The organism is Paenibacillus vulneris, assembly GCF_039543185.1.
Classification (GTDB): Bacteria; Bacillota; Bacilli; order Paenibacillales; family NBRC-103111; genus Paenibacillus_S; species Paenibacillus_S vulneris.
In genome coordinates, this window is the sequence record NZ_BAABJG010000055.1 from 136,212 (window position 1) to 162,526 (window position 26,315).

The following is a 26,315-nucleotide window of genomic DNA, read 5'->3' on the forward strand; positions in this document are numbered from 1 at the left end:
CCCCTCCTTTTCTTAATATGACCTTAATGCTTACTTTTTATTGGAAGCAATAATGCTATTTACCCGTTCTTGAGAAGCTTTAACCGTTGTATCGATATCCTGCTTGCCAAGGATTAACTTCTCGAATTCTTCGTTAACGGCTTTATATACCTCTGCTTGGTAAGATACAGGAGGCACAATCGCCGAAGATTTCGCATTGGTAAGAACGCTGATCAAGGAAGCTTTGTCTACTTTCTCAGGGTTCTTCGTGCCGCTAAGAATCGTATCGATAATTTTGCCAAGGTCTTCTTGCTTCACTTTGGACCAGGACGGTACGTTTTTACCCTGCACCAATTGGCCGTCTGTTGTTAACCAACGAATGAACTTGTAAGCTTCATCTTTATGCTTGGAAGCTGCTGCAACGGACATGTAGTCTGTAGTTACCGTAGCATATCCGCTAGGATCGCCAGGGTTGTTTTTAGGGAATGGAGCTACAGCAACGTTAAAGTTCAACGGAACTTGCTCCGTACCGCCCAATTCCGTATTCATCCAGCTGCCGGTTACGATCATAGCGGCTTTTTGATTAAAGAATTGCGTACGATAATTCAATTTTTGGGAAAGCATGTCCGCATAAGGAGTAGCGGATTTATCTTCTTTCTCCATTTTAACACGAATTTCTAGAGATTTCTTGAACAATGGGCTGTCCATGTTGGAAGTTCCGTCCGCTTTGATGAACTCCGGATTTTCCGCTTGGTTTTCCATTGCCAATTTGGCGTAATCCAGCCACCCGCCGTTTTGCGGGCCATGGAAGTAAGTACCGTACACTTTATTAGCGCCTTCACCTTGGGTCATTTTCTTAGCGTAATCCATGAAATCATCCCATGTCCAGTCGGTTGGAACCTTCAAGCCGGCTGCATCCAGCATGGTTTTGTTAAGAAGCACGTACCAAGGATTGAATTTGCCTGGCAAAGCGTAGTATTTACCGTTCAGCTTCGTGTCTACCTTGTACTCTTGATCGACTTTGTAGCCATCTTTAGTGATGTAATCGTCAAGCGGAGCTACCATGCCGAGAGCTACACGCTGTGCATAGCTGGCTGCGTCACTGAACATCAATACGTCCATATCTTCGCCTGATGCGGCTGCCAAGTCAAGCTTTTTCAAGGCTTCCTGGGTATCGCCTTTTTCACTCAACCCGATGACATTCACTTTAATACCCGGATTTTGCTCCTCATATGCAGCAATCGTTTTTTTCCAGTTGTAGTTAGCTTCCGTACCATACGTATAAAAACGCAGCTCCGTTGTTTTGCCTGCCGCGTCTCCGCCCTGAGCACCCTTCTGGTCTCCGGCGCCGCCTCCGCAGCCTGCCAATACGCCTAACGCCATGACGCTAGTCAATACGCCTGCGCCTACTTTTTTCTTATTCATCTTCTAAGTACCCTCCTCGTTGGAAACTGCCTGGTTGTTTGCATCAAGCTTACACAGTGATTGTACCAATTCCTGTAGGTCGAGCCATGCGCGAATTTTGACTTATTTACAATTTTTTTGACTTTTCTTGTCGAATTATCCCTTAACTCCGCCCATTGCGATACCTTCAATAACACTTTTTTGACCAATGATGAAAATAATCAGCAGCGGCACGATCGCCGATACAGCTGCAGCCATGATAAGGGAATAGAACTCACCGCTTAACGATGTGAACTTTTGCATGGCCAATTGAATCGTGAACAGCTTGTCCGTACGCAGGAAGATCAGAGCGTTCTGATAGTCGTTCCAGGTCCAGATAAAACGCAGGATCGCATACGTTGCAACAGCCGGGCGAACGAGCGGCAGAGCAATATTCCAGAAGATTTTCCAGTGGCCTGCACCGTCGATCTTGGCGGACTCAATAAAGTCATTATGAAGCCCCATGAAAAACTGACGCAGCATAAACGTTCCCAAGACGCTAAAGCTTCCGATAAGAATAAGTCCGATGTGATTATCAAACAATCCGATCCAACGGTACAAAATAAACTGCGGAACCAGAACGGCTTGCGATGGTACCATGTACGTAGTTAATACAATAAGGAATAGCCATTTGCTCGCTGCAAACTGCACTTTAGAGAACCCGTAGGCAGCCAAGGCCGATACGGTAACGGAGATCAGTGTAGTGACGACCGTAATCTTGATGGAGTTCCAATAATATAGATAGAACGGATATTGGCCGAACCAGACTTCTTTATAGTTATTGATAGCATTCCATTGCTTAGGAATCCAATCGATTGGGAAGTTAAATACATCGGATTCCATTTTGAAGGATGCGGAAAGCATCCAAATGAACGGCATTAGAAATAATATACTGATAGCGAACATGATAATTGTAAAAATCAATTTTTTGGGGCTAAACGGTTCCCTCATAGTATTCCCACCTTCTTTTCGTTCAGTTGCCTGTAGACGATTAGTAATTTACCCATTTTTTCTGGCCGATCCACTGCAGGAACGTGATAATCAATACGCAGAAGAACAATACCGTTGCCATAGAGGATGCGTACCCGATTTTCAAATTCGTAAATGCGGTGTCATACAAATACCAAACGATCATACTCGTGGATTGAATAGGTCCGCCTTGCGTCAAGACAGCGATCAAGTCAAACACCTTAAAGGTTGAAATGATACCGGTAATGAGCAGGAAGAATGTAGTAGGCGACAGCATGGGAACAGTGATGCTTTTGAACTTAACCCAGCCCGACGCTCCGTCAATGTCGGCCGCTTCGTACAAATCCTTAGGGATCGATTGTAAGCCTGCAATGTAGACAATCAAGTTAAACCCGATGGAAATCCAAACGGAAATCATCATCACGGAAATAAGTGCATAGTTCGGATCGGCAATCCATTTGGGCGGATCCGAGATTCCGATCGACATCAGGAACTGGTTCACAGGACCGGAAGACGGGTGAAACAGAACTTGCCATACGATAGCGACAGCAACGACACTCGAAATATAAGGCATGAAGTAAGCGACTTTAAAGAAGCCCTTCCAATAAACCTTCTTGTCGATGATAATAGCGAGTACCAGCGATATGATTAAATAAATAGGAACCGTAAGCAAAAATATAGCGTTGTTGCGGAATGACTTCAGGAACGTCGTATCAGTAACGAGCTTCTGAAAATTATCCAGTCCCGCCCATTTAAACCCTTTGAAGCCCATGATAAAGTTCCAATCCGAAAAGCTCAGCACGAATGTTGCCAAAATCGGAAGCAGTACCAGGATCGTTACCCCGATGAGCATTGGACTTACGAATAAAAATCCTGCTAGCGTTTCCCGATTCTGAAGACCTCTCTTGCGGCGTTTCGTTATTTGCTTATCTGCCGCTGCAGAAGGCGAATTTGTATTCATGATGCTATCACCTCAACTTCAATAATGTTGAATTTATTATAATCAATGCCTTGGCGATATATTTAACGCTATTTTGATTACCTTGTTGACGATTTTGACTTTTTGCGACAGGATTCGTGTTTTGCGGCTAAAAAAAACCGCGAGGTTCCACTCACGGCCCAAATGCTTCCTATTAAGCCTTCGCAGGCTTTCTTGCATGAAAAACAGCGAACTCGTTGTATTTATAAACACAGTCCGCATCGGCGAAGCCGGCTTCCTGCAGCCACTTGATTTGCTCATGAACGGCGGCGTTCCGATCCAGCTTTCTTCGCTCGATGGCCGCCTCCACCGCATCTTGGGACAATCCATTGGAGCGAATCCAGCTCTCCCATTGGCCTTGGTATGCTTGCTCCATCCAGGGTGTCTCCCCTTTGGCCTGATCTGCGTTCACAAAAACACCGTTTGTTTCCAACAATCCAAACAATTTGTGGAATAACACTTGCTTCTCCGGATGAGTCAAGTGGTGAATCGATAAGGAAGAAACGACGACGTCATAGCTCCCTTCGAAAGGATATTGCGTATAATCGGCCGCGATATATGCTATCCTATTGTTTCCCGCAAACCTCTGCCGCGCCAGCTCCAGCATCTTTTCGCTTACGTCGATCAACGTGACCTGGGCCTGCGGGAATTTCAGAAGCATTGCTGCCGTAAGAAGCCCCGTTCCAGCCCCGAGATCAAGGATGCGCGGTGCTTCCTTCGAGCTCTCTGTCAACCGCACCGCTGTTTCATAGAAATCGTCAAAGCAGGGAATCAATTGTCTTCGCTGCTGGTCGTACTCTCGTGCAGCCTCATTAAACTGCTGCCTAATGCTCTCATTCATCCTTATTCCTCCGATCTTTCGTTGTTACTCTCATTATAAAGGCAAACAGCTCGATTGTGAAAATATATAAATACTATAGATTTAATAGTTTATACCTATTATTATGATGTAAAAAAGGACCAGGTTCATCCAGAAAACGGGATGTCACTTGATCCAGTATGAATACTCAATTATTCCAGAAAAAAGGTTTGGAATAATAAATAGGCATTTAATACGGCAATAATACCGGTAACAATCCAAGACAACCATTTAACCCAACCGGCGTTTACAAACTCGCCCATCTTCTTCTTATCATTCGTAAACTTCACCAACGGTATAACAGCGAAGGATAGTTGAAGGGACAAAATAACCTGACTAAGGATCAGCAATTGAGCTGTACCCTTCTCCCCGGCTATTGCAGTCACGATGACAGCCGGGATAATGGCAATCAACCGGGTAATAAGCCGGCGGAGCCAACCGGGCAGCCGAATGTTCAAGAAGCCTTCCATAACGATCTGCCCCGCCAAAGTACCGGTTAACGTCGAGTTTTGCCCGGATGCGAGTAGAGCGACTCCGAACAGGATACTGCCAAGTGTTGTACCGAGTAATGGTGTCAGCAGCTGGTATGCATCCTCAATATCTGCAACCTCCGTCAAGCCGGCTCTATGGAAAGTAGCCGCGGATAAGATTAGAATCGCCGCATTAATGAATAAAGCGAAGAACAAGGCGATCGAAGAATCCCAGGTAGCATATTTAATCGCCTGGCGTTTCCCTTCCCGTGTCTGATCAAATTTACGGGTCTGGACAATCGAGGAATGCAGATATAAGTTATGAGGCATTACTGTAGCCCCTAATATACTAATGGCAATGTAGAGCATCATTGGGTTGCTGATGATTTCGGTTGTTGGAACGAAACCTTTGGCAATGCCGCCGATGTCGGGCTTGGACAGGAACATCTCCGTCAAGAAGCAGCCGCCGATAGTTACAATAAGGATAATAACCAGCGACTCAATGAACCGGAAGCCCTTGTTCTGCAGCAGCAGGACGAGAATGACGTCGACCGCTGTAATCATGACCCCGTATAGCAGCGGAATGCCGAACAATAGCTTCAGAGCTATGGCCGATCCGATGACCTCCGCCAAATCACAGGCCGCGATTGCCAGTTCACAAAGGATCCAAAGGGTAAAAGCTACCGGTTTATTATAATGATCCCGACAAGCTTGAGCCAAATCTCTGCCGGTGACGATCCCCAGCTTGCCGGCCAGCGCTTGCAGAAGTATAGCCATTAGGTTGGAAATCAAAATCACTGAAAGCAAGGAATAGCCGAACATCGAACCGCCCGCAATGTCGGTAGCCCAGTTCCCCGGGTCCATATACCCTACGGCCACCAAATAGCCGGGTCCGATAAAAGCCAGAAACTTCTTGAGCCAGCTTCCTGTTTTCGGAATTTTCAACGAACGGTGGACTTCGGGCAGTGATGGACGCCCTCCCGGCAATCTCCATCCGTCGTTAGCGACATGCTTCATTTGCGCTTTCTCGTTCATGCAGTCTCACCTCTTTTATAGTAACGGCGTAATGCGCCAAGCTAACTTTTTTGTCCCAGGGCAACATTTAATGTGCGAAGTCCCCTATCTCTTTCTCAAGTATATGATGGTGCAAAATAAATGTTCCTATGATAGTGATTGTACTCGGTAAAATATTTTTGTCAAGGGAAACATTTTAAGTCTCCGGAAAGACAAACTGCTGCCCAAAGCGGACAGCAGTCATTTAACGGTATTCTATTTCCTATTGTTATTTCTGCAGCTTGCTCTTGGCCGCTTCCACCAGGAAGTCATACCATTCATCATTTTCCTCGAGCAAATCCTCGACAGCCAGAATATCCTCCTCACTGCCGGATTCCTTGGAGAAAAATAAGCCGTAGCTCCATTCTTTGCCGTTCTTGCTGAACAGCGTGATCTCATAAGGCAGTTTATGATCTTGAACCTCAAACTCAACCTTCCCGACATACCCTTCTTCCTTGCTGTATGTCATCGATGCGGCTAATACGTTAATCAGCGGACTCACCCTTCCATTAATCGGTCATGCTTCAGAAATTATAAGGGATAAGCAGGCGGCATTTCAACAATTTCACTTATGCCCTAGCTATATCCAACCAACAGCGGAAGCTCATTTCTTCTTGTCAGCCCATTGCTTAGCCATCGTAAGCTCCTCATCGGTGACCGGCTTATCACCGTACCGCGCTTGCTCATATAAGTTCAGCAAGGCATCTGCTGAAGAAATCTCTTTACCGCTCCACTGCTCAACCTCCGAGCCCGTCTCCCTTGGCGTCAGGAAACTTTTGAACAAATATCCCCGCCTCATGGATTGCCGAAGCCAGTTCCGGTACAGGTATCGTATCCGCTGTTTATTATCCTGCAGATCCTCCCACTTTTCCCGCCCCGATCCGGCAAACATTCGCTTCCATCCCGATAACAGCTTGTCATTAAGGGCTTCCCAGTCCATTAAGCTTTCCACATCGTCCTCGTAGCCGATTTTGCTGGTTCGTTTTCCCTCGGAATGAAGCTTGCCTGCCAGCCAGCTTAACAAGAGTCTGAACAACCGGGGAACTCTCCGCAGTACAAGATATACAGCCAATAAGCAGCCTAGGACAACGAGGCCTCCCACGACGAAATACATGATTTTCTGAAGCCATACGAGCCATAAGGCAGGCTCTTCGCTGCCTGACAAATTCATCGGCACCTTCGGGGGCGCTTTAGGCGTTTCCGGAACAGGCTGCTCCGCAGAACCGCTGAACAAGGCTTGCAGCCAATGAAGGGACTGATAAAGAAGCCACATGACGGCTTCTCCCAGCTGGCGGAACAGGACAACCAAAAGAATAACCGCCAAGATCAGCATGACCAGCAGCCGATTTTGCCACATCATTTCCGCCGCGATAACAGGCTCTTTATCCCCCGACAGCGTCTCCTGCTTCATGTTCGATTCATTGGCAGCGAACAAGGTGATGATCAGGGAGACTAACCCTCCCCACAAAAGATAAGGCATATAAGGCTCGAACGACTCTACAAAATGCAGGACAACCGAGCTGATAAAGTATAAAATTAAGCCAAATACATAAAAATTGACTGGAAAATAGATATCCCAGGGGATCCACACAAGCCGGATTCCGCGATACACCGTGATGAAGCTGACAAGAAGCGATACGATAGCCACGTAGGAGCTTCCAAATAATCCATAGGAATACATCGCAGCCAAGCATACGGAAGCAATCAGCTGCAGATAGGCACGCCTCATAGACAGAAGGTGATTCAGCATATAACCGGCTCCGTACCCCAAAGGAAGGGTTATGATCCACAGAAGCCCTAAGGATTCCGGAATCAAATAGACAGCAGCCGTAAGCAGCACAGGCAGAACAAGCAGCAGCTCAATGCATCCCTTCAGCAGGATGGTTCCGGTACGAACGATCAGCCCTCGAGAATTCATGCCGGTTCCCCCTCCTGATCTGACCTTCTGTGCACTTGTTCCAGGAACAGAGTATCGACCGAATTTCCCTGATAGCGCAGCTGCTCAATGGGAGGATGCATTTTGTCGCTGATGTAAGCGGACAGAATGAGGATATCCTGATTGGCCGCCCCTTTGTCCGCCTCCTCCTCCAATAGCGTATCGAACGGGATGCTTCTGGCGACCACAATTCTGGCCATCGCTTCCAGCAGGAAGGTCATATGCTCGGTCCCGCCGCCTGCCTCCACCCTTACTGGATCCCTGGAATCCACGGAATGGGCATTGGTAGCGAATCCAACCTCCATCCCAAGATCAATGGCATGCTGAGCAAGCGCCGCGGCGATGGATAGCCCTTTTTCAAACATGGCTTCATCATTTACCTGGCTCCACATCTTCTCATGATCCTCCACGTTCAAATAGATCATCAGCCGATGGTCCGCCGTGTAGTCCCGCTGATGAACCTGCAGCCGGCCGCTTCGTGCCGTCGCCTTCCAGTTGATCCCGTTAAGCGGATCGCCATAACGGTACTCCCTCGTTCCCGATATCATGAACGGATCTTCGACGATCCAGCGGCGGACGACCAGATCCCCTTGCCAGCTGTGAGACGGGAGCGTCAATTCGTCTAGCTGCGCCAGCTTGGGATAAACCAGCAGCTCTGCGTCCAGCGACAGCTTCAAGGTGTTGCGGTATAGTCCCACCAAATCGCCGTAAGTCAGCGAGGCCGTGTTCAATCGGTAGCATCCGCGCTTGCTGCAATAGATGCGATGCCGTCTTGTAATTTGCGTGAAGGGCATTAAGCTGAACAAGCTCTTGTGATTCTGGAACAAGGCGCCATTGTTAATATCCAGGTTGGCTTGACTGTAAAAATGCAGCCCAGCATGAATGAGGGATTCCAATCTAAGCCACGGCACCGGCAGGATATGACGATTGGCGATACGCTCGATCATTTCAGTTTCTTCACCTTCAAAGCATCCCCTGGTACTGAAGTATCTTTCATAAGTCAGACCTCTATGTCCCAGCATTTTGAACAGAATAACCTGAAGGACCAGGATGGTGAGAGTAATGAAGAGCAGCCAATGAACGCTCATTCGTTGTTCACCAGCTCCGGTTCCGTCGGTACGGTAATCTCATGCAGGATGGAATCCATGATGGCTTCGGCCGTCTCATAGCGGGAACGATGCGACCCTTTGACGATGATCCGATGAGCCAGAACCGGCTTGGCCATCCGCTTCAAATCGTCCGGTGTAACAAAATCCCTTCCTCTGAGCAGGGCATGAATCTGCGCCGCTTTCAATAGCGCCTGGCTTCCGCGCGGGCTGACGCCGGTTACGACCTCGTTATGGGTTCGTGTTTTCTCAACGATAGCCAGCAAGTAGTTCAGCAGCTCGTCGTTTACAGCCACCTTGGAGTAATGCTGCTGCGCGGCGACAATCTCCTCCGCTTCGGCTACACTCGTAATAGCCTCCAGAGGGCTGCCTTCTTTAAAACGCTTCAATATTTGCAATCCTTCCTCAGCCGACGGATAGCCCATCTTAACCTTGAACAAAAACCGGTCCAGCTGGGCCTCCGGCAGCGGAAACGTACCCTGATTTTCAACGGGATTCTGCGTTGCGATAACCAGGAAGGGTGCCTCCAGCGCTCTTGTCTCGCCGTCAATGCTGACCTGCCTTTCTTCCATACATTCCAGCAGGCTGGACTGCGTTCTTGGTGTCGCCCGGTTGATTTCATCAGCCAGCAAAATATTCGTAAATAACGGGCCTGGCCGGAATTCGAATTCCCCCTGCTTTTGATTGAAATAATTAATACCGCTAAGATCAGAGGGCAGCAAATCCGGGGTAAATTGTATGCGCTTAAAATGGCAGTTTAAGGATTTGGCCATCGCTTTAGCCAGCAGTGTTTTCCCGGTACCGGGGACATCCTCGAGAAGAATATGACCTGATGCAATGATGGCAATAAGCAGCTTCTCGATGACATCCTCTTTTCCTACAATCACTTGGTTGACGTTAGCTCTTATATTTTGAGCCATCGCCTGAATTTGCGTTAACTGCATGACGGCATCCTCCTACTATAACTTGTCGGCATGGAATCTTTTTCAAGATAACTCTACCATATTAGAAGCAGGTTGGATATTCACATGCAGCAAAAAGTTTGCGGTCACCGTCTTGTTAGTGCTTGAAGCAAGGGTCAGACGCCACAATACAAAAAAAGCAGCCCGAATAGCGTACTGAACGCACGTTAATCGGGCTTACGAAATTAATGAGCGGTAGGAAACACCCGGCGAACCATCTCGGCAAATTCCTGGACGAAGCCGGATACCGGTCTTCCAGCGCCTACGTCTGCTGCATAGTTATTGACACGTTGGACGAAGTCGGGGTTGGTCGATACATACACATTGTGGATATTCGGATCAGTGGATTTGACTTGTTGAGAGATTTGATTCTCTACATCCCGTGATAACGGGCCGTTGCGATCCTTCATCATCGCCGCTACATAAGCATTATGCCGGGAGACAAGCACCGTAGCGCTGCTTACGCTAGGAATTTGGGAAATCCTTTGAGCCGCTTGATGCGCAATGTTGATGTGCTCTCCAGCAGCTGGTGACGGTGCAGAAGATGCAGATGGAGATGGAGACGAAGCTGGTGACGGCGACGGACTGGCCGCTTGCTGATGTACCGTATTGTTGGTGTGGGTGTTCGGTGCAGGCTGCGCTGTTTTTTTGTTGCAACCTGCCATGACGCCTACTACCAAGCAAGCAGACATAAGGCAGATCATTTTCTTGGTTTTGCTGTGTGGCATGAAGTCATCCCCCTTCTAGATAATCAATGGTTAGTATGGTTAATCATGTCCGGTTTCATGCGCGGCTCCAATCCCGTCGGACTACCCTTCACTCCAAATCTGTTTTATACTAAGCTTCATAAGCATTTGGTTTCTTTTGCTAAATGAGCTGTGGTTGAATCAGTGAGTTCAATGAATTGAAATGGAGGTACACGGCTATGAACATCTTGAAAATCAAAGACCGTCAGGAATTGGACAAACGCGTGCCCTCTATGCCTTGGTATGTAGAGAAGTTCATTAATTACAAGCTGCCTGACCTGTCCCCTTCTTCTTTGCTGGAATATGTGCGGGACTACGAAACGTTCTTCTCCTGGCTATTGGCGGAAGGATTGGCGGAGGGAGCCTCCATCAAAGAGGTTCCGTTGGAAGCGCTGGAAAAGCTTCATATGGAAAGCATCGATAACTTTCGCATGTTTCTTTCCACGCGGACCGAAAATACAAACAGCAAAACAACGATATCCCGAAAGCTGTCCTCGCTCAGGTCGTTATTTCACTACTTGAGTCAAATTGCAGAGGATGAGAATTTCTACCCCCTCTTAAAGCGGAACGTAATGGCCAAAGTTGAGATCAAGCGCACGCATAAGCCCAAGGATACCGCGGCTAAGCTTGAAGGGAAATTGCTTCAGGAAGAGGAAATTCACGAATTCATCGCCTATGTACATAGCGGTTATGAGCAGGACATAGCCAGTAATAAGCAGGCTCTTTACTCGTACCGGCAAAACAAGGTTCGCGATGCCTGTATCGTGACGCTAATATTGAATTCAGGCTTGCGGGTGTCTGAAGTGGTGAATTTGAACGTGGATGACATTGATTTAAAGAAAAAGGTAACGCATGTATACCGTAAAGGTAAAAATGACGATACCTTCAAAACCCCCGTTTATTTCCGTCAAGAAGCTATCGATGATCTGACGGCTTATTTAGAGCTGCGGCAAACGCAATATAAAGCCCCGAAAAAAGAAAAAGCCCTCTTCTTAGCCATAGCCAACGGCAAAAAAGAAGGCGAGCGCATGACCAAACGGGCGATTCAAGCGATGATCATCAAATATGCCAAGCATTTCGGCAAGCCGTATTTATCCGTACATAAGCTGCGCCATTCCTTTGCGACAGATTATTATTTGCAAAATGATCTATACAAAACCCAAGAGCAGCTGGGTCATGCATCGCCTGAAACGACGCAAATTTATGCGCATCTGACCGATAAAACAATGGCCGAGGCTATCGATATGCGCAGAGCTGAATCGTAAGCCGTCTGAGTGGATTCAGGCCTGTGATCATCCCCCAAAATATGGAAAATTATATTACAAAAAGAGCAGCTATCCTTATGAGGATGCTGCTCTTCCCTGTTATTCCGCCGCCTGCTGATTCACAGGCTCCTTCTCCTGGTAGCTTCCGCCGCCAGCTGGCTTCCAACCGGAGGCTGACCTGCTGCCACGCGGAGTCCGGATATCATACTCCAGCATTTTTCCGGCGCCCAGCGCCGTGCATTCCTGCGGACGGTCCGCCAGATGAATCGGGATGCCTGTTTCCTTCTGCAATCGGGATGCCAATCCCTTGAGCAGCGATCCGCCCCCGCACAAAATAATGCCTTGCTCGATAACATCCCCCGCAAGCTCTGGAGGGCAATCCTCCAAGGTACCGCGTATCGTGTCTACCATAATTCCAATGAAGCTGTCGAGCAGCCTATAAATTTCCATTGCGGTAATCGTAACCGTCTTAGGCAGGCCCTCGATCAGATCTCTGCCCCGGATATCCATCTGCTCGCCCGCTTCCGGTTTCTCCACGCTGCCCAAGCGAATCTTGATATCCTCCGCCGTACGCTCACCGATCTCAAGATTATAGGTTTTCTTTACATATTCAATAATATCTCTGTCGATGGATAAGCCGCCGCGGCGCGTGACTCTGCTAGAGACAATGCCGCCTAAGGAAAGAATAGCAACCTGAGCGGTCCCGCCTCCAATATTCAGAATCATATTCCCCATCGGCTCATCTACCGGAAGACCCGCTCCCAAAGCCGCTGCGAGCGGCTCTTCTATTGTAATGGCTCTATTGGAGCCTTTATGAACAACCGTTTCCTCGACCGCTCTTTTTTGAACGCTGGTGATGCCGCAAGGAATCGAAATAAAGACCTTGGATTTGCGCAGCCAGGTGCGTGCCTGGATTTTTTTCATAAAATGCTGAAGCATTGCTGTAGACCAATTGTAATTGGAAATGACCCCTTCCTGCAGAGGGTAGATAATTTCAAGACTTCCCGGCGCACGTCCGATCATGGCTTGAGCCTCAGCCCCGAAAGCCTGAATTTCTCCTGTAGCCTGCTTCACCGCAATGACGGACGGCTCCTGTAGTACGATTCCTTTTCCATGCTGATATATCACAGTATTCGATGTTCCCAAATCGATACCGAATTGAAGCTCCAATGCATTAAACATGATGTATCCTCCGTTTCAAACAGGTTAATCGAAGCGTAGGATTCAGAAATCCCCACTGTATGTACTGCGGATCTTGCTGCGGTCATGGAGATCAATGGCTTAAAAAATGATATTTACCGTAATTACCGCTTGCGCTCCGAGTGTTATACTCTTCGTCCGGCGTGTCGATCTTTCGGGGGTTTTTTTGTGGTATTTATTTACATACGCACCCTTTCCAGAGGAACATTGACGAATTTTTGCTTTAAGCCCCATGAAAATGTCGATTCTTCCCGAATCATATAAGGTGGCGACAATAATACATAAGCCGTAACCAAACTACAACGGAGGTGCAAGTCCATGGGCAACGCCAAAAGACTGCTGCAGCGCCGGCTGGATCAATGGAAAAATGCGGCAACACAATTTATTGCCGGGCCGGAAGAAGTTGAAGAAGAGCCATCCCTGGAGCTAGACCCGGAATTATTAGCCAAGTGCCGGCAAATGGCCGATGCACAGCAAGTTACCGTCAGTGAAATCGTAAATCAGATCGTTGAGCAGTATTGGACCTTGAAAAGCAACGAGCTCCTCGTTCCTATATCCCGTGAACAGCTGGATCGCAATCCCCTTCTTTATCTGGACGGCTTGTCGGAGCGCAGCATCAATCTGTATGGAGATACCCAATATGAACAACATTGAACAGACCCATCTTGCCCAGGCGGTATATGTTGACCAGACGGCATTCATGTCCTTTATGAATCCTCAGGACCCTTATTATTCCAAAGCTCGCACCTTGTTCCTGGACTTGGACGATATGGACCGAACACTGATAACAACCAACTATGTGCTATTCGATACCCATCAATGGCTTAGAAACCAATTCGGGTTTCAACAAGCGCAATTTTTTCTTGAAACAGTAGAGCAAGCCGTGCAAAAAGGAGTCTTAACCGTGATTTCCGGCTGCTCCGAATTTGAGCAGGAATCCAAACGGCTGCTGGTGGATTGCCCCGATCTGCAGCTGTCCCTGAACGAAGCGGTCACCGCTGTCGTCATGATTACTTACCAGATTAAACGTATCTTCACGTTTAACCCGAGCTATGCCTTTCTGCCCAAGCTGGACTCATCGATCAAGGTGATGCCAAGCGTATGGTGAGATGCTTTTCCATGAAGATAGAGCCTGATGCCGAGGACTCGGTAATCGGGCTCTTTTACCTTAAACATAGAAAACTTAACGTCCCTCCCCCCCTTTGGTACAATAGATCCCAAATCGTTTCGAACACCAAGCCCCCCTTCTCTCTCCCTAGGCACATGAAATAGGATTTAGGGTCGTATCTGTTGTCCGCATATGTCCATTTCCCAGCTAGAAAGTAATGCATAAAATAACTGAAAACTTTTTTAAGGCGGTGGTGCTATGGATTGGGAGTCTCATAACACCCGATTCATTGTGGAACAGGCTCCTGAATTACGCATAATCTCATGACGAAGGGTCCGTAGTCTAGGCATCGCCGATTCGCATATGATTATGGAAAAGTTGAATACTTTGCTCAAATGCATAATATGAGGAGGGATAAATATTGAATGAATTTCCCAACACATTTTGCGAACATACTAAAGATTGGTTTATTGAAAACCAACTGCAACACCTTTATAAAGTCATTTATCCCGGCGAAAGCGTTCATTTTCAAAGCCCAAAAGGGCTGGACCCTCCACGATGGGGTACGGAGCTGTTCTTTAAGGAAGCCTTTGTAGCTCAAATACCGAAGGGACGAGTTGTTACGTCAAATTGTTATGCAGTTACCCCCGATAATCTGCGAATGCGCGACACAGAGTTGGATTATCCATTCGACTTTACTTCTCTGCCTCAAGTGGAGTATACGGCAGAGACGATCGCCTCACTGATCTTCGGATATAATTTACCTGAGATTAATTTCTTTACCCATGGCATATATGGGCATTGGTTCTTCGATATTTTGCCGCGAATTCACTTGTTGGAGCAAAGCGGAATCTTAATCGATAAGTATTTGATCGGAAAGCTCCATCACCCCTTTCAATACGAGTCATTAAAGATTCTTGGATTCCCTATGGATAAATTAATTCAAGTAGAAAAGCGTGATTTTCATCTTCAGGCCGATAATTTAATCGTTCCTGCCGTACCTTTTATGCTTGGGGGGACTCCAAGCTGGGCCTTTCGTTATATCCGTCAGCAATTTAAAGAACATACTCCTGTTGAGAAGATGCCCGGATTTGAGAAAATATATATCACTCGGCGTGATGCAAAGTACCGGTTTGTTGCCAATGAAGACGAAGTCATGGGCTTCTTAAGCACAAAAGGATTTAAGCAAATTGTTCTAACACCTATGTCCACTCGTGAGAAAATCTCCCTTTTTTCCTCTGCTCAGGTTATTGTATCTCCGTTCGGAAGCGGGAACGCAAACATTGTGTTTTGTAATCCCGGCACGAAATTAATTGAACTTTCACTCCAGCAGGTAGTTGATCCTTACTTTTGGATATTAAGCAATCACGGTAAACTTGAGTACTATGAGCTGATATGTGATATAGAGCAACCTCCGAAGCCAACAGCAGCGGGGGATAACATTATTGTTGATATTGAAAAGCTAAAGCAAGTCTTAGAACTAGCCGGTATTTAGGCCTTATTCTATGAACTGCTCAAAGATCCCCTTTCGCTTAAACAAAAAGGGGATCTTTGCTTTTTACGCAAACATCCCCTAAAAGATCTATCGATACAATCTGCTGCTGTTTGATTTTCATGTTTTCATTTCATGGCGGTGATGATCCCGCGTATCGACGGCGCATCCGGTGTAGGTTGATAAGAAACATTTTGAAAGCCCAATTTGTTCAGAGCGCTCTTTAAAAAAAGAAAGTTGAACCCGAACCCATCGGGGGGATACCCAAGACGATTCTCACCCCCATAATAGACTACTGCAGGTCTATCTAAGTCATGCAAGTCGAGTATCGATTCAATAACGATACGCTTCTTGGCAATCGTAGCTAAGCGTTCAAGAAGATGAAACGGGTGCCTCGTCTGATTAAGAATTCCGCGCACCACAACCCAGTCATAAGATAAATTGGATGTCCTCATGGTATCGAATTGTTTAGGATACATTACTTCCACTCGAGAAGCAAGTTCTTGTTTTGCATAAAGAAAACAATAGCTGTCTCCATTGACGATGCAGGTTGTTTTTCCAGCACCCTTTAATTCTGATTCGAATGCATAGAATCCATCACCATCGCCGATATCAAGAACTGTCTCTCCTGGTACTAGTCCGGCAAAAATAATATCTGCGCGTGCTTTGAACACTTCATAGGGAGCAACACCAGGCATTACACGACCATTTGCTAGTTTAATCGAATCGAACCAACGAATCCCTTGATGAAACGGAATAACAGGTAGCTTTGATGTGGCCATGAGGGAGCTGCTATGGGCCGTGTTCCTAATCTCAATCGGATTTTCGCCGCTAAATAATGCTGATGCAAGGGGACCAGAAAGCATATTTTTGCGCCATATCATTTCGCAGTATTTGTTAGAAAAGAAGTGTGGTATAATCTCTTGTTCGGATCTTATTTTGGTAATCAATTCACGATCACCCTGCAACAATCGTTCTACCGTAATACGTGCTTCTGATATTCCTTGGGTCGCTCCCGCGATATCCTTTTGCAGTATTCGTCCCAACAAATTTTGTTTATAGAACACGATGGGTGTACCGATAATAGCTGCTTCGATAGGAGAGTAGTGAACATGCCGGGGCTCTTGCGAGTGGTAATACAGTAGAGCACAATCTTTATACAAATCGATAAGTTCATCATCACTTACATGGCCAAGAACATAAGGATCATTTACAGGATTTTTTTGTTGTCCAATGATTACATGGGGAAAATCTCCGAAACTCTCCTTAAAATTTTTGTAAATCTGAGCATAATAATAGTTATTATCATTGATATTTGGGCAGACAAATAATATACGCTTATCTGTTCCACGCCAAGTATTTTTATGCTTCCAGTAACTCTCGTTTAATCCGAGCGGCAGAAATACGGACCGATTTTTAAAAAAAGGAGTTTCACATTCATCTAATTGTTCATAGCCTTTGCCAAACCAGAATCGATCTTTTATAGCCTCTAACCAAGAATAGACTTGATCCCCCATTTGAAGACGCAAGACCTTATCATATGAATAATCAACTTGTAATCCGAAAGCACGAAGAACAATCTGTCCTTTAAACTTGGTTACAACCTCTTGAAAAGGATAAGTTAACGGCATTGTAAAAACTGAACCAAAGTACGTATTAACAAAAAAAGTAATGTCGTGCCGCCAAGGATCAGAATAAAAGTTAAATGAGTTCAAAGCATTAAGGACATCTTTGGGCACGGTTAAATCGGAATCAGCGGAGTAATCTACAGAACCGCTTCTGAAGGTCGAAACATCATCAGGTATTATTTTGGGTGTGAATACCTCAAAACCTAGCGAACGAAGTAAAGGAACCTCATAGGACATTAATGTTTTATGATTTAATAGCCACAGGATTCGACGATTTTTATTTTTCATCAACACCCTCCTCTTTCACAATCCGATTTCGGCAAATCCATTTTATTCTGAGCCAAGACAAAGAAACGCCTAGTTAAAATTGATTTTTTCTTTAGTTGCATCATATTCATATTCATTCGCAGGCGAGCTCGACATTAGCCTGGGTCTCTGTAAAAGAAAACCGGGAACGGAATCAAAGAAATCGAGAGGGTATGGCTTACAGAAGGTTAGATGAAATTTTTGTATCAAAAAAGCCTGCGTCCCCTCATTAAGAAGGCTGCAGGCTTATGTACATTCAAGAGTGTTTTTGCAGTGCACCGGCTACAAGAGAAGCATAAAATTCCGAGCCCTCCGCTTCCAGATGAACGCCGTCTGGAGCAAAGAAGCTGTTCTTGCCTTCGCTCGCTGCATACCAGTCAACCAGGGTTACCTTCGGATGGGTTTCAGCGACCTCCGCAATGACGGAGTTAACCTCATCCTCCCATTTGCGCGGGACTCTCGTGTTCACAAGGATGATTTGCTTAGCGCTATCCAGCGAATCCAGCAGTGACTCCAGCTGCTTTTTATTAAATGGACCGTTCGTGCCCAGCTCAATAATAACCCGGCTTCCGAGTGTACCCGATTCTTTATGCTGGTCGATAACATCCGCCGCTTCAAGGAATTGCCGCCCCACCTTGCCGTCAACGACAATACCCGGGAGAAGCTTCTCCAAATAGGGCGCTATATCCAGCATAACTGAATCACCGATGGCCGTAATGCCTTTGCCCGGTGTCTGTTGAGGAAGCGTTGCACCTTCAGATGGCTTAGATAGCGGATTCGAATGGTCTGCGTCACCGCCCGTGTCCCGCTTTGCGGTATCCTCCGGATGCCGGCTTGCTTTCTCAGGATTATCGGTTTTTCCCGCTTCTTGCGGCAGAGGCTGATCGCTTTGGGAAGATGCCCCATCCATCCTGGTGTCTGTATGATCAGCTGGGGGGATGGCTGTCACTGGGACCGATCCGGCATCCTTCGATATCGGCTGAGCCGTTGAAACGTTGGACGCCAGGTTGTTGGAGCCGTATACGGCACTGACCGCCGTTTCAGAAGATAAAATCGGCTCCTGCGTCCCGCCGCTGCTGATTCCCGGCGTAGCATCCGTCTCACGCTGCAGCAGCCCGATGAACAGGAAGCCGACAAGAAGAACCGCGCATGCGACCGGAGTCCAGCGGACCAGAGAAAGCCGTTGGCGCGCGCGTCTTCGGATGCCCTCCTGTGCCTTCAGACGGTTCCAGGAACCGCGGCGAATCGGCTCCTCGACGTAACGCCATGACAAAGCGGCCAACAATATCGTTACGACCACTTGTATTGCTGCTCGAGTGAAATCCGGCTCATTGCTATTAGTAGGACTGCTCATGACAATAATCGGATAATGCCATAAATAGATACCGTAAGATCGGACACCAAGCCAGCGCAGAGGCTTGCATCCTAACACCTTGCCCAGCCAACTGACCGGGTGGGCAAGAACCGCCACCACCACTGCCGCTGCTACAGACAGCAGCGCTAGACCGCCACTGTACAGGAACTCGTCGTACTCATTCGTCTGCCAAATCATGTACAATAAAATGATTAATGCCGTGAATCCCATGGCATCGAGTACGAATTGTGCCCGCAGCGTCACACGGGGCGTCAGCCGCCGGCTCTGCCATACCATCGCCAGCGCCGCCCCGATGAGCAGGGCGAAGACTCGCGTATCGGTGCCATAATAGACCCTGCTCGGATCGGTCCCGGGCACATAAAGAATCGCCATGGCGATCACGGATACCAAGGCCCCAAGCAAGGTAACCCCTACGATTGGTCCTCTTCGGGGCATGCATCGCAGGGCAAACAGGAGCACGATCGGCCATAACAAGTAAAACTGCTCCTCAACGGCTAACGACCATAAATGCCCTAAAGGGGAAGGCGGGCCGAAGCTTTCAAAGTAAGACACTTTATGATAGATGAGCCACCAGTTGCTAACATACAACAGTCCTGCAGCAACCTCTTCCCGCAGCGCGAGAAGCCTGGACTTATCAAAGACGGCGAGCCAGACCACAACAGCCACAAGCATGAGCAGCAGCGCGGGAAGAAGCCTTCGAGCCCTGCGCATCCAAAAGTCCTTCAGATCGACAGTTCCCTTGTTCTTCCACTGCGCGATGAGCTGATCCGTTATTAGATAACCGGACAGAACGAAAAAAATTCCGACTCCCAGCAGTCCGCCCGGAGCCCATTTCATATTCAAATGATAAGCAATGACGGCAAGCACCGCTATGGCACGCAGACCGTCGAGTCCTGCCATATATCTCCCTTGACCGACAACCGGTTTAGGCATGACGAATGCCCCCTTTGTGATAGGGCATTCCTTGTTGGTTTTGGCTCATCTTATTTCTTTCCTTTCGATCGCACATGGGGCGTCATTCATCTCAGCTGTACCTATACTATACACAGTCGCGAAATGGAAATCGTTACGAAAGGATTACATCTTTTCTTTCACATTTTACAGACTCCGAATTTCAGGCTCATTTATCTTATTACGCTGTTGGAACGGAATCAATTGGAACTTTTGTTCGCAATATTTGGCAAGCAAAATCGCCCTTAACTCCCTGTATTCAGCGGGTTTAAGGGCGATTCTCGTTACTTATTTTTTCTTCTTGAAATTAGCGTCATAAGCCGTCTGATAAATTTCCAGATATCTTTTCAGATTCATATTATCCAGGTTCTTCACATAGGCATCCCAGTTTTTGTCAATGTCCGAATCGCCGGTTATGAAGCGCGCCATCATTTCCTTCACATGATCCAGAATCGTCTTCTCCAGATCCGCCAATTCTGAAGCCTGATCCGCGGTAAAAAAGACTGGAGGCATCACTTTCTCAATCGGCATTTGCTTCGGCTCCATCTTGGTCTTGGTTTCATTATACAGGATGACCTCAAGCGGCTGCTCCGGGTTCGCCACCTCACCCAGCCGGAAATCATTGGAGCGATAGTTCGGTCCGGTCTGCGACCAGTTAACGTTTTGTACGCCGCCCCATGGGGTCAGCTGCTTCCAGATAGCCGGCTTGCCGTTAATGCCGATCTCCCCTTTTTCCGCGTAGCGCCATTCTACGCCTTCACGGCCTGCATACCATCTGAGCGTCGTATCGGGTGTATTGTACAGGAAATCCGCCAAGCGGAAGGCCGCTTCTGGATTTTTGGCGTTTTTGGTTATGACGTACTGCCCGTTTCCTACGACATAAGGATGGTAAGCTGCGGTCTGGAAGCCGCTAGGTCCCTTCAACGGAGGGACCGCTACATAGGTCAGCCATCTTCCGCTGCTGCCTCCCAAAGTGGTCAGAGAGCCCATATTATGGCCGGAGGAAGCTCCCAGAATGACGGTGTCCGGATTTTCACCCAATTTTTTCAATTGGTTGTTATCTTGAGTCAATGCTTGCGGATCGATTAATCCTTCGGCATACAGCTTATGGATGTATTTCAAGCCTTCCTTCCACTCCGGCTTATTGTATGGCACCGACACCTTCCCGTTATCAAGATACAGCTTTTTATCGCCATGGTCATAGATGAAGGCGTTCATAAGGAAGGAGTCGAGCATCTGCGTGGAGAACAGATTGCTGCTGGAAGCCTGGATAGAGCCTGACAGCGGGATTTCATCGGCCTTGCCGTTGCCGTTAGGATCTTTGGTCTTGAAGGCTTTCAGCACTTCGTAGAACTCATCGGTCGTGGTCGGCATCTGCAAGCCCAGCTTATCGAGCCATGGCTTATGAATCCACATTCGTTGCTGATACATGCAGTGATAGCATTCATTTACCTGAGGCAGCGCATAGATTTTGCCGTCTGGAGCCGTGATCAGATCCTTGTAAAACGCATTTTCCTGAAACATCTTTTTCATCTCGACGCCGTACTTGTCAATCAGATCATTCAGTGGAAGAAACACGCCTTGGCTCCCATAGATCATCATTTGTGTCGGCGATACGCCGAAGCCCATAATTACGTCAGGATAATCACCGCTGGAGAGAACCAGATTCAGCTTTTCCGTCGCCGATTTTTCCGGGGCTACCTCCCAATCAATATGGATGTTCGTTTTTTGCTCTAGCCATTTTGTGAACTCATTGGTTGCAAAGTCCTCAACAGACGAGCTCCCCTTGACCAGTACCTTGATGGTCGTCTTTTCGTTGGTGATAGGAAATTGCCCCGGCGGATTCACCGCGACCTGCGACGATTTCGAAGGATCGGAAGGCGGAGCTTCCTCCTTCCCGGAGCAAGCGCTTAATACGATTCCCATACTTAGCAGCAGCGAGAGCGAGATGAGCGTTATTTTTCTCATTTGAACCCCTCCTAAGAGTTTCGCGGAGCGAAACTAACTTCGTAAGCATCTTCAAAATATCAACTCTGGCTACCCCTTCAACGATCCGATCATAATCCCTTTAACGAAATATTTTTGGACAAACGGATAAACAACCAGCAGAGGCACCGTTGCAACAACGATCAACGAATATTTCAGCAGCTCTCTCAAGCCCTCCCGCTTGGCCTGCTCCGCAACGTCCATCAGCATGTTCATATCCACGTCATTTTGCACAAGGATATCTCTGAGCACGAGCTGCAGCGGATATAAGCTCTGCTTTTTCAAATAAATCAAGGCATTAAAATACGAATTCCAGTGGCCCACTGCATAGAACAAAGCAATAACCGCAATAATGGGGCCGGACAGCGGCAGCACGATTTTCCATACAAATTGAAAGTCCGTACAGCCGTCTAACTGCGAAGCCTCAAGCAGCTCGTCAGGAATCGTCGTTTGAAAATACGTTCTGGTGATAATCATATTCCATACTCCCAGCGCTCCGGGCAGTAGCATCGACCATGTCGTATTCAGCAAGCCCAGGTCCTTGACCAGCATATAGGTTGGGATCAAGCCGCCGGAGAACATCATGGTGAAGACGAACAGGAACATGAACACATTTTTGCCGTAAAAGTCTTTTCGCGACAAAGGATACGCAGCCAAGATCGTCATAACGACATTAATCAGCGTTCCCGCCACCGTATAATAGATGGAATTCATAAACCCGCTCCAGATCAGCTTGTGCTTGAATACCGCACTGTAGCCCTCCAGAGAAGGATGAACCGGCCACAGCCAGACCTTGCCCGATATGACGGCTTCCGAGCTGCTTATTGAAGCGCTTACAACATAAATTAAAGGATACAATATCGTAATCAAGAATAGTGACAAAATCGTATAATTGACCACGGTGAACACCTGATCGCTCTTCGTTTCCCTGATCGCCGTAGGTTCCAACGCCTGCTCCTCCCTCCGCTTACCATAAGCTGGCCTGTTTTGTTTTTTGGGCAATTTTATTAACCATGATAAGTAAAATCAGATTGATGACCGATTTGAACAAACCGATAGCCGTAGGATAAGAGTAGTTCAACGCTTGCGAGGTCAGACCGACTTTGTATACATAGGTATCGATCACCTCGGAGGTACGAATGTTCAGCGGGTTCTGCATCAATAGCACTTTCTCAAATCCGACGTCCAGCATATGCCCCGTATTCATGATCAGCATAATAATTGCTATTGGCATGATCCCCGGAAGGTCGATATGCCACATCCGCTGCAGCTTGTTAGCTCCGTCTACGACGGCCGCTTCGTGCAGGGCCGGATCGATGCTTGCCAACGCGGCCAAATAGATGATGCAGCCAAAGCCTACACTCTGCCAAATGCCCGACCACACATAGATGGATTTAAAATATTCCGGCACACCCATGAAATTGATCGGGTTCAGCCCTATCAGCTTGAGCACATTATTTACGATGCCGTTCCTCGGCTCCAAGAGCTCGAGAATGATCCCTACCATGACAACGACGGAAATAAAATGCGGTGCATAGGTTATCATTTGCACGGATTTTTTGAACAGCTGATTCTTCACGTAGTTCAGGCTAAGCGCCAGGATGATCGGAAACGGGAAGCCTGCCACCAGGCTGTACACACTGAGCAGGATCGTATTGCTCATTAATCTCCAAAACTCATAGGAATGAAAAAAACGGTCGAAGTGCTTGAAGCCCACCCACTCGCTGTCCCAGATTCCTTTGGTCACAATAAAGTTTTTGAAGGCAATTTGAGCGCCGTACATCGGAACATACTTAAAAATAATAATGTAAATCAATGGAAGTGCTATTAATGCATACAGCCTCCACCCTTTTCGTATTTTGGTGAATGGCGTTCGCGCTCTTGCTCTCACGCCGGCTCCGGTTTGCACGCCTGATGTTTCTTTAAGCGCTTCCAATGGCTCACCCCCTCATTCTGTTTTTCTACGGATTATCCTGTCCAGATTCAAACGCTGCCGTCGTCCTTTCTCCACCTTACTCATCAGCGGTTTAGACGTAAATAGGATTGTGTGCAGCTCTATGTGCAGCCGTTCAGAACGGCTTATGTGCATTGTTTCATATGATATGCAATGGTTCAGAAAGCGCATTCAAATTACCTTGGAGCTGCGAAATGCTGTGGTGCTGACACCATTGATTCGTTTGAACGCCCGGCAAAACGTGTTAGAGGAGCTGTATCCCACGCGAACAGCAATTTCAAATACAGGCAGGTCGGTCTCAGCCAGCAGCTCCCTTGCAAGTTTCATTCGAAGACCCTCCAGATAATCGGAAAAGTTGATGCCCGTCTGCTCTTTAAAAAATTGGGATAAATAGCCTCTGGAGATTCCCATTCGCTCCGCAACGGAATCCAGACTGATGTCCGGATCGCTGAAGGTCTCCTGCAGCAGGGCGATGATGCTGTCCAGCAGCTGCCCGTTCTGGCTCTTTTTATGATCATTGACGTAATTGCAAAGCTGCCGGTAAACGGCTGTATACGATAGATATTGCTTTTCAAGGCCTTCGTAAGATGTCAATTCCGTAGTGACCAATTTCAGCTTATCCTGCAGAATTCCTTCATTCAGCCCCATCTGCGGCAAAAGCTTAATCAAAGTGCCTATCATCTCGTTCATGAATAATTGCAGCATGGGAACCGACAGACGTCTCTCTACAAAGTTGATTCGATGCAGATCGGTCAATACGGACTCCACCGCGGCATATTCGCCTGCCAGAGCCAGGTTGCTAAGCCGGATCTCGAGATCCGAAGGATAATAATAACCGCTGTGCTCCTGCGGTATTTCATCGTAACGGGCAGCACCGTTTTGATTTCTCCACGATATGAATTGAAGCGCCTGCTTCGCTTCCTCAAAGGATCGGGAAATATGCAGCAGCTCTTTGTAGATGCCCCCGATGGCAAACCTTGTCCGCACATTCAGCTGTGCAAGAATCATTTCACACACTCCGGGAAGCGCCTCTGCCAGGTACGTTAAATCAGGGTCAGGAATGTCTCTCCCGTACGCAATCAGAAGCGCAATTTGATCCTCTGCGAGATCATGCCAGTACATGCTGACCTTAAGCCCGCCGCGAAGCATTTCTTTGATCATCACCCTTTTGAGGTCAAGCTCCTCCAGAGACGAGGCGTCGAATCCGCCGTCATACCCTTGCAGCTGAACTATGACGACAGAATAGTGGCTTCCCTGCGCTTCAATGCCAACATGCTGCAGCAGCACCGATGTATCCCTGGCCGAGAGAAAATCCCCTTTCAGCAGCCTCTCGAATAAAGCCGCTTGCAAGTAGGGAGCATGCTTCTTCATCTTGTCCGTCAGCTCGTGATTGTTATCGATAAGCCTGGATACGGACTCCCGTATGAACCGGTAGGCATCAGGACCGGTCTCCGGTCTGCCTTCCATTCGTTCCATGATGGTTTCCATGATCGTTCTTAACGGGCGGCTGTTTCTGTAGGCGATCAGATAGGCAATCAACAGACCTGACGCAAGGAAGATAAGAGTCATGGCAAAAATGATTTTTTTGATATAAAGGACCTTTTTCAAGACAATATGATCCGGTTGGGCAACCAAGTACGTCCAGCCGTTGTACGATGAGGTGGTGTAGGTGATCCGCATGGGCTGGTTGTCTATCTGCTCTAGCATGCTTCCTTCCTTACCCGCCAGCTTGGAGCGCTGAATCCAGCTCACCGGTGCGTCAGAGGCTGAGGTGCTGATCATTTTCCCGTTCTGATCGATGATATTTGCCCAACCGCCGCCGGACAAATCCAGACCGCCCATCAGCTTCTGTACCTCCCGGTTGTCTATGGTAATCACAACGGCTCCTTGGGGATAACCGGGATAACCCAAGGAATGAATGTAGGTTAACAGAGTATACATATTACCGTTAACAATCACTTGATGGGACGGGAGCATACTGCGCTGCTGGTAAGAACCGATAATCATGTCTTTCCAGCTGTCCGCATCCAAGCCTACATAACGAAATGTATTGTAAAAATCAAACAGCCCGTATGTGGAATTTTCCGTAAATACGAGCTCGCTGTTCTTGTAGATAACAAAATAATGGAAAATAAAGTTATTGGTGAGGCTGAAATTTTGGATGGCTTTGCGGGTATCCCAAATGCGGTTGATGTTGGAGCCCTGGAACGGTTCGCGAATATGCTGAAACTGCATAATTCTCGTATCGTTAACGAGTTGGATTGCTATGGAGGAAAGCTCGGCCAAGCGGCGGTCCAGGATGTCCCTGCTTTGCTGCAGAACATTCATATTCCCGGCCGTCACTTCCTTCTCCATCTCATGAAGTGTTTTATAGTAGATGATCCCTCCGACTAACAGCGGCAGCAGTAAAAACAGCAGATTGGGCACCAATAAACGAATAAACACCTGATGACTGCCCGCTTCCCGACCTTTGAATCTCCACATTTCGAATCTCCTCCATGCCCGAGACTTGACTCCATTGTAAAGGACTTTAGCGAGACCGACAACG

Annotated in this window: 21 protein-coding genes; 4 read left to right on the forward strand and 17 right to left on the reverse strand. The window is 47.5% G+C overall.

Going from position 1 to position 26,315, the window contains the following annotated elements; genetic code table 11:
* Positions 1-30 precede the first annotated feature (30 nt).
* The 10 genes from ABEA66_RS33420 to ABEA66_RS33465 form a co-directional block, all read right to left on the reverse strand.
* On the reverse strand, positions 31-1,404 hold the full coding sequence (locus ABEA66_RS33420; protein ID WP_079909308.1) for an ABC transporter substrate-binding protein: 1,374 nt from the start codon (positions 1,402-1,404) through the stop codon (positions 31-33).
* Between the two features lie 135 nt (positions 1,405-1,539).
* A complete protein-coding gene (locus tag ABEA66_RS33425) occupies positions 1,540-2,373 on the reverse strand; it encodes a carbohydrate ABC transporter permease (RefSeq protein ID WP_079909307.1) in 834 nt (277 codons plus the stop codon).
* Between the two features lie 40 nt (positions 2,374-2,413).
* Complete coding sequence (locus tag ABEA66_RS33430) at positions 2,414-3,352, reverse strand: carbohydrate ABC transporter permease (RefSeq protein ID WP_079909306.1); 939 nt, start codon at positions 3,350-3,352, stop codon at positions 2,414-2,416.
* A 172-nt stretch (positions 3,353-3,524) separates the two neighbouring features.
* A complete protein-coding gene (locus tag ABEA66_RS33435) occupies positions 3,525-4,211 on the reverse strand; it encodes a class I SAM-dependent methyltransferase (RefSeq protein WP_345594449.1) in 687 nt (228 codons plus the stop codon).
* A gap of 170 nt (positions 4,212-4,381) precedes the next feature.
* Positions 4,382-5,716: an Nramp family divalent metal transporter gene (locus ABEA66_RS33440; protein WP_345595199.1), complete on the reverse strand. Its 1,335-nt coding sequence runs from the start codon at positions 5,714-5,716 to the stop codon at positions 4,382-4,384.
* 265 nt (positions 5,717-5,981) lie between these two features.
* Positions 5,982-6,254, reverse strand: coding sequence for a hypothetical protein (locus ABEA66_RS33445; protein WP_306293512.1), 273 nt, complete (start codon positions 6,252-6,254; stop codon positions 5,982-5,984).
* Between the two features lie 102 nt (positions 6,255-6,356).
* Entirely contained in the window at positions 6,357-7,670 is a 1,314-nt protein-coding gene (locus ABEA66_RS33450; protein ID WP_345594452.1) for a DUF4129 domain-containing protein, read from the reverse strand.
* Entirely contained in the window at positions 7,667-8,776 is a 1,110-nt protein-coding gene (locus ABEA66_RS33455; protein ID WP_345594454.1) for a DUF58 domain-containing protein, read from the reverse strand. The genes ABEA66_RS33450 and ABEA66_RS33455 overlap by 4 nt, the downstream gene beginning before the upstream one ends.
* The gene (locus ABEA66_RS33460) at positions 8,773-9,738 is read right to left on the reverse strand and encodes an AAA family ATPase (protein WP_345594456.1); all 966 of its coding nucleotides are present in this window, start codon (positions 9,736-9,738) and stop codon (positions 8,773-8,775) included. The genes ABEA66_RS33455 and ABEA66_RS33460 overlap by 4 nt, the downstream gene beginning before the upstream one ends.
* Positions 9,739-9,941: 203 nt before the next feature.
* Positions 9,942-10,484 (reverse strand): YhcN/YlaJ family sporulation lipoprotein, encoded by a 543-nt coding sequence (locus ABEA66_RS33465; RefSeq protein WP_079909300.1) that lies wholly within the window; start codon positions 10,482-10,484, stop codon positions 9,942-9,944.
* A gap of 197 nt (positions 10,485-10,681) precedes the next feature.
* Between ABEA66_RS33465 and xerS the strand changes: the two genes are divergently transcribed.
* Positions 10,682-11,767, forward strand: coding sequence for a tyrosine recombinase XerS (xerS, locus tag ABEA66_RS33470; protein WP_079909299.1), 1,086 nt, complete (start codon positions 10,682-10,684; stop codon positions 11,765-11,767).
* 99 nt (positions 11,768-11,866) lie between these two features.
* Here xerS and mreB read toward each other — a convergent pair whose 3' ends face one another.
* Positions 11,867-12,949, reverse strand: coding sequence for a rod shape-determining protein (gene mreB, locus ABEA66_RS33475; protein WP_192701689.1), 1,083 nt, complete (start codon positions 12,947-12,949; stop codon positions 11,867-11,869).
* A 336-nt stretch (positions 12,950-13,285) separates the two neighbouring features.
* Between mreB and ABEA66_RS33480 the strand changes: the two genes are divergently transcribed.
* From ABEA66_RS33480 to ABEA66_RS33490, 3 genes are all read left to right on the forward strand, one after another.
* Positions 13,286-13,621, forward strand: coding sequence for a hypothetical protein (locus ABEA66_RS33480; RefSeq protein ID WP_192701688.1), 336 nt, complete (start codon positions 13,286-13,288; stop codon positions 13,619-13,621).
* Positions 13,608-14,075, forward strand: a complete 468-nt coding sequence (locus ABEA66_RS33485; RefSeq protein ID WP_079909296.1) for a hypothetical protein — start codon at positions 13,608-13,610, stop codon at positions 14,073-14,075. Before ABEA66_RS33480 ends, ABEA66_RS33485 begins: the two co-directional genes overlap by 14 nt.
* 421 nt (positions 14,076-14,496) lie before the next feature.
* Positions 14,497-15,570, forward strand: a complete 1,074-nt coding sequence (locus ABEA66_RS33490; protein ID WP_345594466.1) for a glycosyltransferase family 61 protein — start codon at positions 14,497-14,499, stop codon at positions 15,568-15,570.
* Positions 15,571-15,695: 125 nt separating this feature from the next.
* On the opposite strand, the gene ABEA66_RS33495 is transcribed toward ABEA66_RS33490, so the two are convergent.
* From ABEA66_RS33495 to ABEA66_RS33520, 6 genes are all read right to left on the reverse strand, one after another.
* The gene (locus tag ABEA66_RS33495) at positions 15,696-17,483 is read right to left on the reverse strand and encodes a hypothetical protein (protein ID WP_345594468.1); all 1,788 of its coding nucleotides are present in this window, start codon (positions 17,481-17,483) and stop codon (positions 15,696-15,698) included.
* 274 nt (positions 17,484-17,757) lie between these two features.
* A complete protein-coding gene (locus ABEA66_RS33500) occupies positions 17,758-19,809 on the reverse strand; it encodes an acyltransferase family protein (RefSeq protein WP_345594470.1) in 2,052 nt (683 codons plus the stop codon).
* 306 nt (positions 19,810-20,115) lie between these two features.
* Positions 20,116-21,795 carry an ABC transporter substrate-binding protein gene (locus tag ABEA66_RS33505; RefSeq protein ID WP_079909292.1) on the reverse strand — a complete coding sequence of 560 codons (1,680 nt, stop codon included), beginning with the start codon at positions 21,793-21,795 and terminating at the stop codon, positions 20,116-20,118.
* A gap of 69 nt (positions 21,796-21,864) precedes the next feature.
* Positions 21,865-22,761: a carbohydrate ABC transporter permease gene (locus ABEA66_RS33510; RefSeq protein ID WP_079909291.1), complete on the reverse strand. Its 897-nt coding sequence runs from the start codon at positions 22,759-22,761 to the stop codon at positions 21,865-21,867.
* Between the two features lie 19 nt (positions 22,762-22,780).
* Complete coding sequence (locus tag ABEA66_RS33515) at positions 22,781-23,749, reverse strand: ABC transporter permease (RefSeq protein WP_306293511.1); 969 nt, start codon at positions 23,747-23,749, stop codon at positions 22,781-22,783.
* 189 nt (positions 23,750-23,938) lie between these two features.
* Positions 23,939-26,251: a helix-turn-helix domain-containing protein gene (locus ABEA66_RS33520; protein ID WP_345594475.1), complete on the reverse strand. Its 2,313-nt coding sequence runs from the start codon at positions 26,249-26,251 to the stop codon at positions 23,939-23,941.
* Positions 26,252-26,315 lie beyond the last annotated feature (64 nt).